16 protein-coding genes are annotated in these 15,215 nt (G+C 42.8%); all 16 read left to right on the top strand.

What is annotated here, in order from left to right; all coding sequences use genetic code 11:
- The first annotated feature begins 79 nt into the window (after window positions 1–79).
- The 16 genes from BUB35_RS02125 to thrS all read left to right on the top strand — a co-directional run bounded on the left by BUB35_RS02125 (window position 80) and on the right by thrS (window position 15,090).
- On the top strand, window positions 80–1,468 hold the full coding sequence (locus BUB35_RS02125) for an MATE family efflux transporter (RefSeq protein WP_072848630.1): 1,389 nt from the start codon (window positions 80–82) through the stop codon (window positions 1,466–1,468).
- Window positions 1,469–1,533: 65 nt separating this feature from the next.
- The gene (locus BUB35_RS02120; RefSeq protein ID WP_084730515.1) at window positions 1,534–2,106 is read left to right on the top strand and encodes a 5-formyltetrahydrofolate cyclo-ligase; all 573 of its coding nucleotides are present in this window, start codon (window positions 1,534–1,536) and stop codon (window positions 2,104–2,106) included.
- A 125-nt stretch (window positions 2,107–2,231) separates the two neighbouring features.
- On the top strand, window positions 2,232–3,638 hold the full coding sequence (locus tag BUB35_RS02115; RefSeq protein WP_072848628.1) for a uracil-xanthine permease family protein: 1,407 nt from the start codon (window positions 2,232–2,234) through the stop codon (window positions 3,636–3,638).
- A 379-nt stretch (window positions 3,639–4,017) separates the two neighbouring features.
- The gene (gene sdaAB / locus BUB35_RS02110; RefSeq protein ID WP_072848626.1) at window positions 4,018–4,680 is read left to right on the top strand and encodes an L-serine ammonia-lyase, iron-sulfur-dependent subunit beta; all 663 of its coding nucleotides are present in this window, start codon (window positions 4,018–4,020) and stop codon (window positions 4,678–4,680) included.
- Window positions 4,681–4,696: 16 nt separating this feature from the next.
- On the top strand, window positions 4,697–5,581 hold the full coding sequence (gene sdaAA, locus BUB35_RS02105) for an L-serine ammonia-lyase, iron-sulfur-dependent, subunit alpha (protein WP_072848624.1): 885 nt from the start codon (window positions 4,697–4,699) through the stop codon (window positions 5,579–5,581).
- A gap of 92 nt (window positions 5,582–5,673) precedes the next feature.
- Entirely contained in the window at window positions 5,674–6,903 is a 1,230-nt protein-coding gene (sstT, locus tag BUB35_RS02100) for a serine/threonine transporter SstT (RefSeq protein WP_072848622.1), read from the top strand.
- 168 nt (window positions 6,904–7,071) lie between these two features.
- A complete protein-coding gene (locus BUB35_RS02095) occupies window positions 7,072–7,368 on the top strand; it encodes a putative quinol monooxygenase (RefSeq protein ID WP_072848619.1) in 297 nt (98 codons plus the stop codon).
- Between the two features lie 18 nt (window positions 7,369–7,386).
- Window positions 7,387–7,869 carry a DUF402 domain-containing protein gene (locus tag BUB35_RS02090; RefSeq protein ID WP_072848615.1) on the top strand — a complete coding sequence of 161 codons (483 nt, stop codon included), beginning with the start codon at window positions 7,387–7,389 and terminating at the stop codon, window positions 7,867–7,869.
- The gene (gene radC / locus BUB35_RS02085; protein ID WP_072848612.1) at window positions 7,866–8,552 is read left to right on the top strand and encodes a RadC family protein; all 687 of its coding nucleotides are present in this window, start codon (window positions 7,866–7,868) and stop codon (window positions 8,550–8,552) included. Before BUB35_RS02090 ends, radC begins: the two co-directional genes overlap by 4 nt.
- 16 nt (window positions 8,553–8,568) lie before the next feature.
- A complete protein-coding gene (locus BUB35_RS02080) occupies window positions 8,569–8,790 on the top strand; it encodes a PspC domain-containing protein (RefSeq protein ID WP_072848608.1) in 222 nt (73 codons plus the stop codon).
- A 27-nt stretch (window positions 8,791–8,817) separates the two neighbouring features.
- Window positions 8,818–9,819 (top strand): tryptophan--tRNA ligase, encoded by a 1,002-nt coding sequence (gene trpS, locus BUB35_RS02075; RefSeq protein WP_159432851.1) that lies wholly within the window; start codon window positions 8,818–8,820, stop codon window positions 9,817–9,819.
- Window positions 9,820–9,958: 139 nt separating this feature from the next.
- The gene (locus BUB35_RS02070; RefSeq protein ID WP_159432850.1) at window positions 9,959–10,546 is read left to right on the top strand and encodes a TetR/AcrR family transcriptional regulator C-terminal domain-containing protein; all 588 of its coding nucleotides are present in this window, start codon (window positions 9,959–9,961) and stop codon (window positions 10,544–10,546) included.
- A 138-nt stretch (window positions 10,547–10,684) separates the two neighbouring features.
- The gene (locus tag BUB35_RS02065) at window positions 10,685–11,299 is read left to right on the top strand and encodes an MntP/YtaF family protein (protein WP_143158923.1); all 615 of its coding nucleotides are present in this window, start codon (window positions 10,685–10,687) and stop codon (window positions 11,297–11,299) included.
- A gap of 235 nt (window positions 11,300–11,534) precedes the next feature.
- Window positions 11,535–11,846, top strand: coding sequence for a YbjQ family protein (locus BUB35_RS02060; RefSeq protein WP_072848600.1), 312 nt, complete (start codon window positions 11,535–11,537; stop codon window positions 11,844–11,846).
- 27 nt (window positions 11,847–11,873) lie between these two features.
- On the top strand, window positions 11,874–12,782 hold the full coding sequence (locus tag BUB35_RS02055) for a magnesium transporter CorA family protein (protein ID WP_159432849.1): 909 nt from the start codon (window positions 11,874–11,876) through the stop codon (window positions 12,780–12,782).
- A gap of 400 nt (window positions 12,783–13,182) precedes the next feature.
- Window positions 13,183–15,090, top strand: coding sequence for a threonine--tRNA ligase (thrS, locus tag BUB35_RS02050; RefSeq protein WP_087989018.1), 1,908 nt, complete (start codon window positions 13,183–13,185; stop codon window positions 15,088–15,090).
- The last annotated feature ends 125 nt before the right edge of the window (window positions 15,091–15,215 follow it).

Genomic DNA, 15,215 nt, shown 5'->3' with positions numbered 1-15,215 from the left:
AAAATGGTTGACTTCGGATATGGGAATGTGTTATGTTTTATCCGTTTCTATTGGAAAAATCAGGGATGGAGGGAGCCGTATGCGCAGAGAAAATAACCTTGGCACAGACAGCATGGCAGGATTGGTAGTACGCCTTGCCATACCAGCGATGTTGGCACAGTTTATTAATGTGTTGTACAGCATTGTGGATAGAATTTTCATTGGGAATATTCCAGAGATTGGCGCCACGGCACTGGCTGGTGTTGGGATCTGCGGACCGATTGTTACCCTCATCACTTCCTTTTCTATGTGGGTTGGTATTGGTGGCTCTCCATTGATGAGTATCAAAATGGGGGAGAATGACCGAAAGGGTGCCTCTCAGATCATGGCAAACTGTTTTCTGATGATGATTGTTATGGCAGTTGTGATTACCCTGCTGGTGATTTTGTTCAAGCAGCCATTGCTGATGCTGTTTGGTGCAAGTGAAGTGACGTTCCCCTATGCAAATACCTACATGACCATTTATGCGGCAGGTAGTATTTTTGCTATATTATCCATGGGGATGAACACGTTCATCATCTGTCAGGGATATTCTAAAATCGCTATGATGTCTGTCGTTGTGGGGGCAATTACAAATATCGTTTTAGACCCTGTATTTATTTTTGGATGTAATATGGGAGTAGCTGGTGCCGCCGTGGCAACAGTCATTGCGCAGATGGTATCCTGTGCATTTGTACTGCTGTTCCTTTTCGGCAGAAGACCGCCAGTACGCATTACTTTTGGCGGCTATAACCGGACATTGATGTTTCGAGTTTTATTGACAGGGCTTTCTCCTTTTATTATTGTGGCACTGGATAGTGGATTGATCATTGCCATGAATATGGTTTTGCAGCATTATGGCGGTCCTGGATATGGTGACCAGCTGGTAACCTGCAATACCATTGCACAGAGCTTCTTCCTGATGGTTACACTGCCTATGGGTGGTATGACAGGGGCTACACAGCCAATTCTGGGATTTAACTATGGTGCTTGCCAGATGGATCGTGTCAGAAGCGGACAGAAATATACACTGATTCTTTGCCTGATCTTTACAGCTGTGATGATGGTGGTGGCACATGTTTTCTCATCATATTTCGTAAGACTGTTTACAAATGATGCCTTTTATATGGAATTGTCTATGAAGGCCATTAAGATTATGACACTGATGATTTTGCCTCTGGCTGTGCAGTATACCATTGTGGATGGCTTTACAGGTTTGTCTGCAGTTAAATATTCCATTGTGCTTTCTACATTCAGAAAGCTGCTCTATTTTGCGGCAATGATGATTTTCCCGTTGCTGTTTGGGATTGAGAATGTCTTTTTTGCAGAACCTGCTGTTGACTTGATTAGTGCAGGGGTATCTGTATTGGTATATTTGAAATGTATGAGTGGCATCCTGCGCCGGAGAGAAGAAAAAGTGGCTCTGGAACTGCGGAAGTCTGCTGCATAAAGAATGAGGAATCCAAAACGCTGTGGTGTTTTGGATTCTTTTCTATATAGAAGGAGGCGTAAAATATGGATAAAAAAATGGAAAAGAAGCAATGCCGTAAGAAAATACAGAAAAAAATAGCTGTGCTTACGAAAGAATATAATGAAGAAGCCAGTCAGAAGATTTTTGCTTTTTTGTGTGAAATGGAAGTTTTTCAAAAAGCAAAATCCATATTTTGTTTTGTTGGTACACCGTCGGAAATTGATACCCATTCCATCATTCAGTATGCATGGAAACATCATAAGAAAGTAGCCGTGCCAAAATGTTTGGAAAAAGGACATATGGAAGCATATATCATTACAAAAGAAGAAGATTTGGAAGTGGGAAAATTCGGCATTATGGAACCGAAGGCAGGATGTGAGGTGCTGATGCCGGAACAGATTGATCTGATTATCCTGCCGTGCCTTTCCTGTGACAGAAAAGGTAATCGGTTGGGATATGGCGGCGGATATTATGATAGATATTTGGAAAGATGCAATGGCGTTCGTGTTGTAATTTGCAGAGAAAAACTGATGTTGGATGAAATTCCGTCAGAAACTTTTGACCAAAAAGGGGATTTTCTGGTTACGGAAAAGGGCATATTTCCCATAAAAAGCTAAGAAATCCTGTTTGTGGAAAAAGAAAAACAGGATTTTTTTATGACAAGTGTTTACATTTGTCGAAAAATCAAATAAAATGAGTTTTGGTAAAAATTCAAGTAAAAGGTATGTGAGGGAAGAGGACTATGAAAGACACAAAAGTTTTATCTGGAACGGCATATTCCTTTGAAGGAAAAATGCCTCTGCGTCAGGTAATTCCCCTGGGACTGCAGCATGTACTTGCCATGTTTGTAGGGAACCTGACACCATTGCTGATCATCACAGGCGCATGTGGTTTGGGCGTTGGCAGTGAATTTGCGGATCTGCAGGTTAGCCTGCTGCAAAATGCTATGTTGGTTGCAGGTTTGGTAACATTGCTTCAGCTTTTTGCCATCGGTCCCGTTGGTGGGAAGGTACCCATTATCATGGGGACAAGTTCCGGCTTTATCGGCGTATTTAACAGCGTCGTTGCCAATATGGGCGGCGGTGTTATTGCTTACGGTGCTATTATGGGGGCATCCATTATCGGCGGTTTGATGGAAGGCGTACTGGGATTTTTCCTGAAACCCCTGCGTAGATTTTTCCCGCCTGTTGTTACAGGTACCGTTGTATTGTCCATCGGGCTGTCTTTGATTTCCGTTGGTATCTCTTCTTTTGGCGGCGGCAGCGGCGCAGCAGACTATGGTTCCATTGAAAACCTGCTGCTGGCTACATTTGTACTGGTGGTTATCCTGATTGTAAAACATGGCACAAAAGGTTTTACAAGCACATCTTCTATTCTGATCGGTATCATTGCTGGTTATATCGTTGCTTTCATCATGGGCTTTGTACTGCCTACAACAGGTGTGACAGCAGACGGCGTGGAATACACAAAAGCTTGGGTGCTGAACTGGGACAAAGTCAGAGAAGCAAGCTGGTTTGCAGTACCTGCACTGATGCCAGTGAAGATCATTTTTGACTGGAGAGCCATTGTACCGGTATTGATCATGTTCGTTGTAACAGCTGTAGAAACTGTTGGTGACATCTCCGGTGTTATGGAAGGTGGTATGGGTAGAGAGGCAACTGACAAAGAACTGTCCGGTGGCGTTATCTGTGACGGTTTAGGCTCCACTTTTGCTGCTATTTTCGGTGTACTGCCAAACACTTCTTTCAGCCAGAACGTTGGTCTGGTTGCTATGACAAAAGTTGTGAACCGTATGGCGCTGGCTACAGGTGCAGTATTCCTGATTCTGTGCGGTCTGATCCCCAAACTGGGTGCACTGGTTTCCATCATGCCTCAGGCTGTTCTGGGCGGCGCAGCAGTTATGATGTTTTCCTCTATCGTAGTCAGCGGTATCCAGCTGGTTACAAAAGAACCTATGACACCTAGAAACCTGACCATTCTGTCTGTAGCACTGGGCGTTGGTTATGGTATTGGTGCAAACAGCGCAATTTTGGCAAAAGCACCTCAGGCACTGCAGCTGATCTTTGGCGGTTCCGGCATTGTGCCTGCAGCAGTTGTTGCAATTGTATTACATGTACTTTTGCCCAAAGATGAAGTTGTAAAAGATTAATTTTGAACAAAAAAAGTGATAAAACCTGATATTTCGGTTTTATCACTTTTTTATTGCAGTCAAAAAGTAACAATGAATTTTATGAAACAATAGAAAAAATCAATTGGTAAAATTAAATTAGTTTATAATTTTGGGAGAATTGGCAAAAAAAGACATAGTATTTTTAGTAGAAATCATAAAAATTCTTGTACTGTCTTTCATACAAAGACAAATGTTTGAGCAATGTATGAAAATGTCCTTCCGTTGTAAACTTTTTTTGCTATTTCTATTGACTTTGTAGAATTTTATCATATATAATTGTAGTGACCAAAATCTTAAGATTTTAATAAAACTTTAAGATTTCTGGGAAGGTTTAAAAGAATGAATAGGGGAGGATATTATGTTACAGGCATTTGACATTATCGGTCCGATCATGATTGGTCCATCCAGTTCCCATACAGCTGGTGCTGTGCGTATTGGTAAGTATGCACGGTCCATTCTGGGCGCGACACCTGTAAAAGCCCATATCCGTTTCAGTGGTTCCTTTGCGAAAACATACAAAGGACATGGTACAGATAAAGCGGTTATTGCAGGCATTTTGGGTATGGATACAGATGATGCACGCATTCGTGTCAGCATGGATGTGGCAAAAGAAGAAGGTCTGGCATTCGAATTTGAAGAAGCAGATATCGATGGTGCTCACCCCAATACAGCAGAAATCACTCTGGAAGATGCAGAAGGAAGAACTGCACAGGTACAGGGCGCTTCTGTTGGTGGCGGCAACATTGTCATCAATAAAATCAATGGCACCGCAGTTTCCATCAACGGGAAATCTGATACACTGGTAATCCCTCATCAGGATATTCCAGGTATGATTGCGGTTGTTACAAAAATCTTGGCAGAAAAAGGCGTAAACGTTCATGGCTTCTCTCTGTGCAGAGACCACAAGGGCGGTACGGCTGTTATGACCATCGAAATCGATGGTGATATCAATGAATCCGTGCAGGATGCAATTCTGGAAAATCCTCATATTTTCTCCTGCACCATTCTGAAAGCAATTTAAGGAGAGAGGTGAAACTATGTTTAAATACGATTCTTTGGCAGATCTGGTTGCAGCAGCAACACAGGCAAACGAACCTCTTTCCAAAATCATCCTGCGTGAACAGGCTGAAGCTACAGAAGGCACAGAAGAAGCTCTGTACGCGCAGATGGAACGCTCTTTAGAGGTTATGCGTGAATCTGTAGAGGAAGGTCTGGATCCAGACAAACGTTCCGCAAGTGGTTTGACTGGCGGCGACGCATACAAAATGATGCGTGCAGTACAGGAAAACAGAAATATCTGCGGTAAAATCTTTGGGGATGCCATGACAAAAGCACTGGCTGTTTCTCAGACCAATGCTTGTATGGGCAGAATTGTTGCGGCGCCTACAGCAGGCAGCTGTGGTATTTTGCCTTCTGCTCTGCTGACCATTTCCGAAAGCAGAAACATTCCCAATGAAGACGTGGTAATGGCATTGTTCACAGCATCTGCTGTGGGTATGGTCATTGCAAACAACGCAAGCATTGCTGGTGCAGCAGGTGGCTGTCAGGCAGAATGCGGTGCAGCAAGCGCTATGGCAGCTGCTGCTATCGTAGAAATCTGTGGCGGTACACCTAAGATGTGTGAACATGCATGCGCCATTGCATTGAAAAATATTTTGGGTCTGGTTTGTGACCCTGTTGCAGGTCTGGTAGAAATCCCCTGCATCAAGAGAAACGCAGCTGGTGTTGCCAATGCATTTGTTGCGGCAGAACTGGCGCTGGCAGGAATTGAAAGTGCGATTCCCGCCGATGAAGTTATTATTGCAATGAAGAAAATCGGTGACGCTATGTCTTCTACACTGAAAGAAACAGCAGAAGGCGGTCTGGCTGTAACACCGACAGGTAAAAAGCTTTGTGAAAAAGTATTTGGTTGCTGCCAATAAAAGGGGAGGCAAAAATACTTTCAATATTAAGTTCGTACAACCTGACAAAACGCAATATTGAACATTTATAATTTAATAGGAGAATCATAATCATGACAAACATTCTTAGTAAGTGGAATAGCATTAGCTTAGTAAAACGTATTATTTGTGGCTTGATTGTGGGTGCTATCCTGGGTCTGGCTGTTCCTGGTGTAACAGGAATCGGCATTCTGGGTACTCTGTTTGTAAGCGCTCTGAAAGCAATCGCGCCTGTACTGGTATTTTTCCTGGTAATTGCAGCTCTGGCTTGCGGTAACGAAGGCGGAGGCAAAACCATGGGTCGTGTTGTTATCCTGTATCTGATAGGTACATTCCTTGCAGCGGTAGTAGCGGTAATTGCCTGCCATTTCATCCATGTAACACTGCCTCTGGGTGACGTTGCAGCTGCTGAAGGATACGAAGCAGCTGGCGGTATGGCAGAAGTATTCACAAACCTGCTGACAAACATCGTAGCAAACCCTCTGGGTTCCATCGTTGATGCGAACTACCTGGGTATCCTGGCTTGGGCTGTTATCTTCGGTCTGGCTCTGAAAGCTGCATCTGATACAACAAAGAAAGCACTGTTCGATTTCTCTGAAGCTGTTTCTCAGGCAGTTAGATGGGTAATCAGCTTTGCTCCTTTCGGTATCATGGGTCTGGTATTCACAACAGTTTCCACAAACGGTCTGGAAATCTTCGTAGAATACGGCAGACTGCTGGCTATCCTGGTTGGCTGTATGGCATTTGTTGCTCTGATCCTGAACCCTATCATCGTGTTCACTCAGATCAAACAGAACCCTTACAAACTGGTATTCAAATGCCTGAGAGAATCTTTCGTAACAGCTTTCTTCACAAGAAGTTCTGCTGCTAACATCCCTGTTAACATGAGCCTGTGTAAATCCCTGGGTCTGGATGAAGACAACTACTCCATCTCTATTCCTCTGGGCGCAACAATCAACATGGCAGGTGCAGCGATCACAATCACAGTTATGACACTGGCATGCGTAAATACCATGGGTATGGAAGTACCTCTGGCAATGAAGGTCCTGCTGAGCTTTGTAGCAGCAATTTCCGCATGTGGTGCTTCCGGTGTTGCCGGCGGTTCCCTGCTGCTGATTCCTCTAGCTTGCTCCCTGTTCGGTATCAGTAACGACATCGCAATGCAGGTTGTAGGTGTAGGTTTCATCATCGGCGTTGTTCAGGACTCTTGCGAAACAGGTCTGAACTCCTCCACAGACGCACTGTTTACAGCAGCTGCTGAATTCCATGATTGGAAAAAAGAAGGCAAAACACTGCCTATCTAATTTCATAAAAAATAAAATCACAGGTTGTACGAAAACCCTGCTGGCTTTGGTCAGCAGGGTTTTATTTTTTTATACATTTTTCTTTGCTGCCTTGTTTTTTTCTAAAAAATTCATTATAATTTCATATATGTATCATGGCGAACAGCATGAAGAAAGGAAAGATGCAATATGATTATGCTGATTGCAAAAAACACCTTAATGGAAGGAAAGCAGAAAGAATTCACAGAACTGGCGGAAAAACTGGTTTTGGCTACAAGAAAAGAAGCCGGTTGCATTGCTTATGATTTGGTTGCAGACCAGGCTGATGCCTGTGTTTATTATTTTGTAGAAAAATATCAGGACATGAAGGCACTGGAGGAACATCGTGCAACAGCGCATTTTCAGAGCATCGTACCTCAGTTTGGTCCGCTGCGGACAAAGCCTTCAGAGGTTTCCATTTGTGATGTACTGCCATTTACAGAGTAATAGAAAAGGGGATAGCGTATGGGACACCCGGTGTTATATAGAAAACGTTTTATGCCGCAGGAAACCATTTTGCTGCGGGATGATATTTTAGTTTATCAGGATGAAAAGGTAATCGTAACAAAATGGAATGTTTTTCGTCCAAAGGCAAAATTCAGCCACGGTGTATCCTGTTATTTTTTGGAAGATGGCTATAAAGTCAGTAAGTTTCTGAATGATCAAGAGGAATTGGTGTATTATTATTGTGATATCATTGATACCACCTATGATGCCCAGGAAAACAGCTATCTTTTTACAGACCTGTTGGCAGACGTCATTGTTTATGAATCGGGATTTGTAAAGGTTGTTGATTTGGCAGAGCTGGCAGATATGCTGGATGAAGGCGTTATCACAGAAGAACTGGTGAAAAAGTGCCTGCGTCGTCTGGAAAAATTACTGGAAATCATTTATGGAGGTAATTTTGGCGAGCTGACAAAATATCTGGAAATTGAGGGAAGTAAATGAGCGAAAATGTGCATAAGGGGCATCGGGAGCGCATGCGTCAGCGATTTTTGGCTGAAGGTGCGAAGGGTTTTGCAGACCATGAATTACTAGAATTATTGCTGTATTATGCTGTGCCACGGGGAGATGTGAATCCGCTGGCGCATAAGATGTTGGCTGAATTTGGAACACTTTCTATGCTGCTTTCTGCAGATCCAGCGGACATCAGCCGCAGATGTGGTGTAAAAGAAAGTACAGCAGTGCTGTTGGTTTTGCAAAGTGCGTTGGCACATCGTTTGCAGCAGGAAAAATGGCGGGATAAACCTGTTTTGGATTCTGTTTCCCGCGCAGGCGCTTTTGCTGTAGATCTGCTTTCCCATTATCATTATGAACGATTTTATGTCGTATGCTTGGATAATCGGAAGCAATTGATACACACATGCATGATTTCGGAAGGCACGATAGATGAATCTGTGGTGCATCCCAGACTGGTGGTGGAAGCTGCCTTGCGTTATCAGGCTTCTTCTGTGATCCTGATGCACAACCATCCAGGTGGAACGCTGATGCCATCTTTTTCCGATGTGGAATTAACTGCACGTATGGCAAGAATTCTACATGAAATCGGCATAGAAGTGGCAGACCATATCATTGTTGCGGAAAACCAATACTTTAGTTTTTTGGAACATGATTATTTAAAGAAAAAATAAACAGGAGGTTTTGAATATGAAGAAGTTATATCGTTCTAAAAATAATGTGAAAATCTCCGGTGTTTGCGGCGGTTTGGCAGAATATTTCAATATCGACGCAACACTGGTACGTCTGATTTGGGTTTTGGTATCTTTGATGACCAGCGGGTTCATTGGCTTAATCGTTTACGTGGTATGCGTGTTTGTCATTCCCGTTGATGACGGATATATTGATGCCGAATTTGACGAAAAGAAATAATTTTTGATAGAAAGTGAGGAAACGAAAGTGGAAGAAAAGAAAAGAATATTCAGTGGCATGCAGCCTTCTGGCATGATTACTTTGGGGAACTATTTGGGTGCATTGAAGAACTGGACAAATTTGCAGGATGATTATGACTGCCTGTACTGTATCGTAGATATGCACGCGATTACCGTTCGTCAGGACCCTGTGAAACTGCGCAAGCAGGCAAGGGATCTGTTGACACAGTATCTGGCAGTAGGCATCGATCCTGAAAAAAATACTATTTACTATCAGTCTCATGTATCTCAGCACGCAGAACTGGGCTGGATTTTGAACTGCTTCACTTATATGGGTGAATTGAACCGTATGACACAGTTCAAAGATAAAGCTGCAAAACATTCAGATAATATCAATGCAGGTTTGTACACATATCCTGTATTGATGGCATCTGATATTTTGCTGTATCAGACAGACCTGGTACCTGTAGGGGAAGACCAGCGTCAGCATCTGGAAATCACCAGAGACATTGCAGGACGTTTCAACGGCATTTACGGCGAAACATTCAAGATTCCTGAAGCATATATCGGCAAGGTTGGCGCAAGAATCATGTCTTTGCAGGAACCTACTAAGAAGATGTCCAAATCTGATGAAAACAAAAACAACACCATTCTGCTGATGGATGAACCTGCTGTCATCATGAACAAAGTAAAACGTGCTATGACTGACTCCGGCAGCGAAATCCGCCACGGTGAAGATAAACCCGGCATCACAAACCTGCTGAACATTTACTGCGCTTGCACAGGCAAAACAATGGAAGAAGCAGAAAGAGAATTCGATGGTGCAGGCTATGGTGCCTTCAAAACAGCTGTAGGTGAAGCTGTTGTAGCAGAACTGGAGCCTGTTCAGAAACGCGTAAAAGAACTGGAAAAGAACAAAGATTATCTGGACGAAGTGATCAAATACGGTGCAGAACGTGCCGGCAAACTGGCAGCCAGAACATTGACAAAAGTTCAGAAGAAAGTGGGATTCCCTCCCGTTATTCGATGATTAGAAAACTGGAAATGGACGAGGTGTATGACACCTTGTCCATTTTTTATAGGAAATACGTGATGACTTGGGGAAAGTTGCATTTTCTGTTAAAATAAGGTATACTGAATCGGTATTCTGCGGAATTGAGGTGATGCCGGTGAATCAAAAAACGCAAATGACGAAGCAGATATTGGCAGAGAGCTTGAAAAAGCTGATGCTGCACCATAGTTTTGAAAAAATTACCATCAAAGACATTACGGATGCGGCAGGTTTTATCCGCCCAACATTTTATAACCACTTCAAAGATAAGTATGACCTGGTGGAATGGATTTTTACGGAAGAAATCATCCGTCCGGGAGAACAGCTTTTTGATGTAGGTTTATTTCGTGAGGGCATTCGCCTGATGCTTGCCAATATGGAAAAAGAAAAGGATTTTTATGTGCGTGCAGTGAAAATACAAGGACAGAATTCTTTTCGTGAAATCGTTTTCCATGCATTTGTTACATTGATTCAGAAGGTTTTTGCAAAACGCACACCTTTTCCAGAAACAGTGCCTCATTTTTTCCGTCCGGAAATTTTGGCAGAATATTATGCCAATGCAGAAACGTTTCTGCTGATGAAGTGGCTGGAAAGTGGTATGCCTATTTCTGCGGAAGAAGTGGAGAAAGCCCATTGGTCACTGATCACCGTTTCTTTTGAAGATGTTGTGAAAGAGGTTTCCGGTGAAGAAAAGGAAAATAGATAAAAGTGCTTTATTGTATAGAAAGCATAAACAAATATACAGTTTTGTATGATAAATGAAAACAGCAATGAAAGACTGCATCTGTAAGATGTGGTCTTTTTTCTTTATATTGGGAAGAAGAAATGGGGTGAGGAAATGTCCATGATGATCTATGTATTGGTATTATGTGGATTGGCATCGGAAGCTTTTCGGCTGTCTATTGCTGCCGGTGCCATTCAGGCGAACTTAACAAAAAGAAAAATCATTCTTCTGGGAGGAATTTTCGCAGCAGTACAGCTTGTTTTGTTTTTGCTGGGAATGGTATGCTTATGGAAGTGGACGGATTTCCTCTCAGTTTCTGAAAACATAGATAATATAGCAAGAATAGGAAGTGTGATTTTTACTGTTCTTGGTTTTGCGATGATTTTTCTTGGCATACGGGAAAAAAGACTGGAGGAAAACTGTATTCATCCATGGTCCGTGGAGGGATTTGCTCAATATGCTTTCAAACATGGTCTGATGTTTTTATGCGTAGGTTGTGCAGCGATTTACTGTATGGGAAAAATCTTTTGGTATGGATTGGAAATTTTTTTTGATTTTATTTCTAGCTTCAGTTTTTGGTTTGGCTTATGGATATTGGCAGGGAATCAAAGGATGGCGGAAAATGCGCATTGTGACAGGATGTATTTGGGTTGTTGCAGCAGCGTGTCTGTGGACAATTTAAAAAGCATCATGAAATTTCACCATGATGCAAAGAAAAATTATTTGTGTTTATAACCGGTGTAGAATGCCATAAATCCGCAGAACAGCATTGCCCAAGCCCAGAAACGGTGTTGTTTCATTTTGTTCACCTCTTTTCTTTTTTTAAAAGTTAACTAAAACTAATTTTAGTTTACTATTGCTTATTCGTGGTGTCAAGAATTTATATTTTTGTAAGATAAAATGTTTTCTTTTCTAAAAACTGTGTGATATGATGAAAAAAAGCGCGGTATAAAGAAAGGAGCGAATGGATATGTTATTGACAACAACAGAACTGGTTATGGGCAAGGAATACGATGTTTTAGGCTTGGTAAAAGGTGCCACTATTCAAAGCAAAAACATTGGCAAAGATTTTGGCGCGGGTCTGAAATCCATTGTAGGCGGTGAATTAAAGGGGTATACAGAAATGATGGAAGAAGCCAGAGATATCGCCATGCAGAGAATGGAAGAAGAAGCGAAACGTCTGGGGGCAGACGGCATTGTCGGCATTCGCTTTTCCACAAGTGCCATCATGCAGGGTGCAGCAGAGGTTATGGCGTACGGCACAGCAGTAAAATTTAAATAATGTGAAATGCAGGAGGGGGTGGAAGCAGTGTATTTACAGATTGATGAAAGCGGCTACCAGTTTGTAGAGGAACAGCCGGAAAATCGGGCGTACATCGGTATTTTTACGTATGACATGATGCAGGAGCAGGCACGTCTGCGAAAGATTCCTTATCATGTTTTGGAAGACGCGCGGCGCTTTGGTTTTGCCCGTTATGACAGTTTTGAAAATTATGACTGCATCAGTCTGGAAATGCCGGACTTCCACAATATCCTCATCAGCCACGGCAGTGTGGTTATTTATCTGGAAAAAAATTATGCATTGTTTTTCACCTCTAAAGCCCAACACGTCAGACACGTTTTGCGGGATTGTGCCGAAGGGCTAGGAGAACGGATTTCTTTCCAACGGCTGATTTATCTTTTTCTGGAAACCCAGACAAAGGAAGAAGAAGTGGCATTTGATAAAATTGAAAAAGAAATTTTGGAATTAGAACAGGCGCTTATTACATCCCAGAAGAAGAATTTTGTGTCAGAAATCATCCATCTGCGGAAACGTCTCATGCTCATGAAGCGATATTATGAGCAATTTTTGAATTTGTTGGATGTGGTAATTGAAAACGAGAATCATATTTTTGACGGAAAGACGCTGCGGTCTTTTAAAATGCTTTCCAGAAGGATGGAGCGCAGTTATCAGAATGTACTGAACCTGCGGGAAGCTGTGACACAGATTCGGGAATCCTATGAAGCGGAAGTGGATATCAGTCTGAACACCACCATGAAGGTCTTTACAGTAGTAACAACCATTTTTCTGCCTTTGACCCTCATTGCAGGATGGTACGGCATGAACTTCCAGATGCCGGAGTATGGATGGGAACATGGTTATTTGATGGTCATCCTGCTTTCTGTGGCTTTTATTGCCATTGGCATTGCCTTTTTTAAGAAAAATAAGTGGTTCTGAGGTGAAAATGTATGTTTTTTAGCTCCCGGAAATCTTCTGCGAAATTTTTTCAAAAAGTGTTGACAGCAAATTTTTGTGTGATATAATCTGATGTATAAACGTCGACGAGGACAGTAGTCCTTTTCGGGTGGTCAGAGAGGGATATCTCGGCAGAGTTTCTGTCGTGGCTGTGAGTATCCTGCACCTGAGAAGAGTACGAAAACCACCTCCGAGTGGCCCTAATCCGGCACGGCCGACACCGTTATCGTCAAAATGAGTGGTTTTCTAAACAATAAGGGTGGAACCGCGGGAGATTATAACTCTCGTCCCTTTTCCGAAAGGAAAGTGGACGGGATTTTTTTATTGCAAAAAAATCGCACTTTCCAAAGCAAAAAATCACATGCAAAAGGAGAGATTGGATATGAAGATTACACTGAAAGACAATGTAGTAAAAGAATTTGACAGCGCAATGTCCGTTCTGGATATCGCAAAATCCATCAGCGAAGGTCTGGCAAGAAACGCTTGTGCAGGTATCGTTGACGGCGAAGTAAAAGATCTGCGTTATGTAGTAGACAAAGATGCGGAAGTAAGCATCTGCACATTTGAAGACGAAGCTGGTAAAATCGCTTTCCGTCATACAACATCTCATATTTTGGCACAGGCTGTAAAAAGACTGTACCCTGAAGTAAAACTGGCAATCGGTCCTGCAATCGCAGACGGTTTCTACTATGACTTCGATAAAGAAAAAGCTTTCACACCTGAAGAACTGGAAGCCATCGAAGCTGAAATGAAGAAGATCGTAAAAGAAGATCTGCCTATCGAACGCTTTGAACTGCCTCGTGCAGAAGCAATCAAATACATGGAAGAAAGAGAAGAACCCTACAAAGTAGAACTGATTCAGGATCTGCCTGAAGATGCAGTGATTTCCTTCTACAAACAGGGTGACTTCACAGATCTGTGCGCAGGTCCTCACCTGATGAGCACAAAACCCGTAAAAGCAATCAAACTGACATCCGTAGCAGGCGCTTACTGGAGAGGCAGCGAAAAGAACAAAATGCTGTCCCGTATCTATGGTACAGCTTATCCGAAGGCATCCGAACTGGAAGCTTACCTGACAATGATGGAAGAAGCCAAAAAACGTGACCACAGAAAACTGGGCAAAGAACTGAAACTGTTCACAATGCTTGAAGAAGGTCCTGGTTTCCCCTTCTTCCTGCCTAATGGTATGGTATTGAAAAATACACTGCTGGATTACTGGAGACAGATCCATAAAGAAGCAGGCTATGTAGAAGTTTCTACACCTCTGATCCTGAACAGAGACCTGTGGTACAGAAGCGGTCACTGGGAACACTACAAAGATAACATGTATACAACAGTTATCGATGATGAAGACTATGCAATCAAACCTATGAACTGCCCCGGCGGCATGCTGATCTACAAACAGGATATGCATTCCTACAGAGATCTGCCTATCCGTATGGGTGAAATCGGTCTGGTACACAGACATGAAAAATCTGGTGCTCTGCACGGTCTGATGCGTGTTCGTTGCTTTAACCAGGACGATGCTCATATCTTCATGACACCTGAACAGATCAAAGACGAAATCAGTGGCGTTATCCGTCTGATCGACGGCGTTTACAAACAGTTCGGCTTCAAATATCATATCGAACTGTCCACAAGACCTGAAGACAGCATGGGTTCCGATGAAGATTGGGAAATCGCTACAAACGGTCTGCGCAACGCGCTGGAAGAAAACCATATCGAATACACAGTAAACGAAGGCGACGGCGCATTCTATGGTCCTAAGATCGACTTCCATCTGGAAGACTCCATCGGCAGAACATGGCAGTGTGGTACAATCCAGCTGGATATGCAGATGCCCGAAAGATTCGAACTGGAATACACAGCAGCAGACGGCAGCAAAAAACGTCCTGTTATGATTCACCGTGTATGCTTCGGTTCCATCGAACGTTTCATCGGTATCCTGATCGAACACTTTGCAGGTCAGTTCCCTACATGGCTGGCTCCCGTTCAGGTAAAAGTACTGCCTATTTCCGAAAAATTCTCCGATTATGCGAAAGAAGTATCTGACAAACTGGATGCAGCTGGTATCCGTGTACAGACAGACTACAGAGCTGAAAAGATCGGTTATAAGATTCGTGAAGCAAGAAACGAAAGAGTGCCTTATATCATCGTAGTTGGTGAAAAAGATCAGGCAGTCAACAAAGTTTCCCTGCGTTCCAGAAAGAACGGCGAAGAAGGTCAGATGGATCTGGCAGACGTTATCGCAAGAATCCAGGAAGAAGTTAGAACAAAAGCTCTGGATTGATAAATAAAGCATTCAGCAGAAGCCCCTGTGCATCAGGGGTTTCTGTTTTTTCAAAATATTTAAAAAAAACATTGACGCGAAGAGAAATGCGTGATATAATTTTTCAGGTAACAAAGAAGAAGTTC

It is taken from the genome of Anaerotignum lactatifermentans DSM 14214 (assembly GCF_900142265.1).
GTDB lineage: Bacteria > Bacillota > Clostridia > Lachnospirales > Anaerotignaceae > Anaerotignum > Anaerotignum lactatifermentans.
This window is presented reverse-complemented; position numbering and strand designations above follow the sequence as displayed.

Excerpts from the sequence above, each read along its gene's own strand:
- BUB35_RS02120 (WP_084730515.1), top strand. The coding sequence starts at position 1,534 with ATGGATAAAAAAATGGAAAAGAAGCAATGCCGTAAGAAAATACAGAAA.
- sdaAB (WP_072848626.1), top strand. The coding sequence starts at position 4,018 with ATGTTACAGGCATTTGACATTATCGGTCCGATCATGATTGGTCCATCC.
- BUB35_RS02125 (WP_072848630.1), top strand. The coding sequence starts at position 80 with ATGCGCAGAGAAAATAACCTTGGCACAGACAGCATGGCAGGATTGGTA.
- BUB35_RS02065 (WP_143158923.1), top strand. The coding sequence starts at position 10,685 with ATGATGATCTATGTATTGGTATTATGTGGATTGGCATCGGAAGCTTTT.
- sstT (WP_072848622.1), top strand. The coding sequence starts at position 5,674 with ATGACAAACATTCTTAGTAAGTGGAATAGCATTAGCTTAGTAAAACGT.
- BUB35_RS02115 (WP_072848628.1), top strand. The coding sequence starts at position 2,232 with ATGAAAGACACAAAAGTTTTATCTGGAACGGCATATTCCTTTGAAGGA.
- BUB35_RS02090 (WP_072848615.1), top strand. The coding sequence starts at position 7,387 with ATGGGACACCCGGTGTTATATAGAAAACGTTTTATGCCGCAGGAAACC.
- BUB35_RS02095 (WP_072848619.1), top strand. The coding sequence starts at position 7,072 with ATGATTATGCTGATTGCAAAAAACACCTTAATGGAAGGAAAGCAGAAA.
- BUB35_RS02080 (WP_072848608.1), top strand. The coding sequence starts at position 8,569 with ATGAAGAAGTTATATCGTTCTAAAAATAATGTGAAAATCTCCGGTGTT.
- thrS (WP_087989018.1), top strand. The coding sequence starts at position 13,183 with ATGAAGATTACACTGAAAGACAATGTAGTAAAAGAATTTGACAGCGCA.
- sdaAA (WP_072848624.1), top strand. The coding sequence starts at position 4,697 with ATGTTTAAATACGATTCTTTGGCAGATCTGGTTGCAGCAGCAACACAG.
- BUB35_RS02060 (WP_072848600.1), top strand. The coding sequence starts at position 11,535 with ATGTTATTGACAACAACAGAACTGGTTATGGGCAAGGAATACGATGTT.
- radC (WP_072848612.1), top strand. The coding sequence starts at position 7,866 with ATGAGCGAAAATGTGCATAAGGGGCATCGGGAGCGCATGCGTCAGCGA.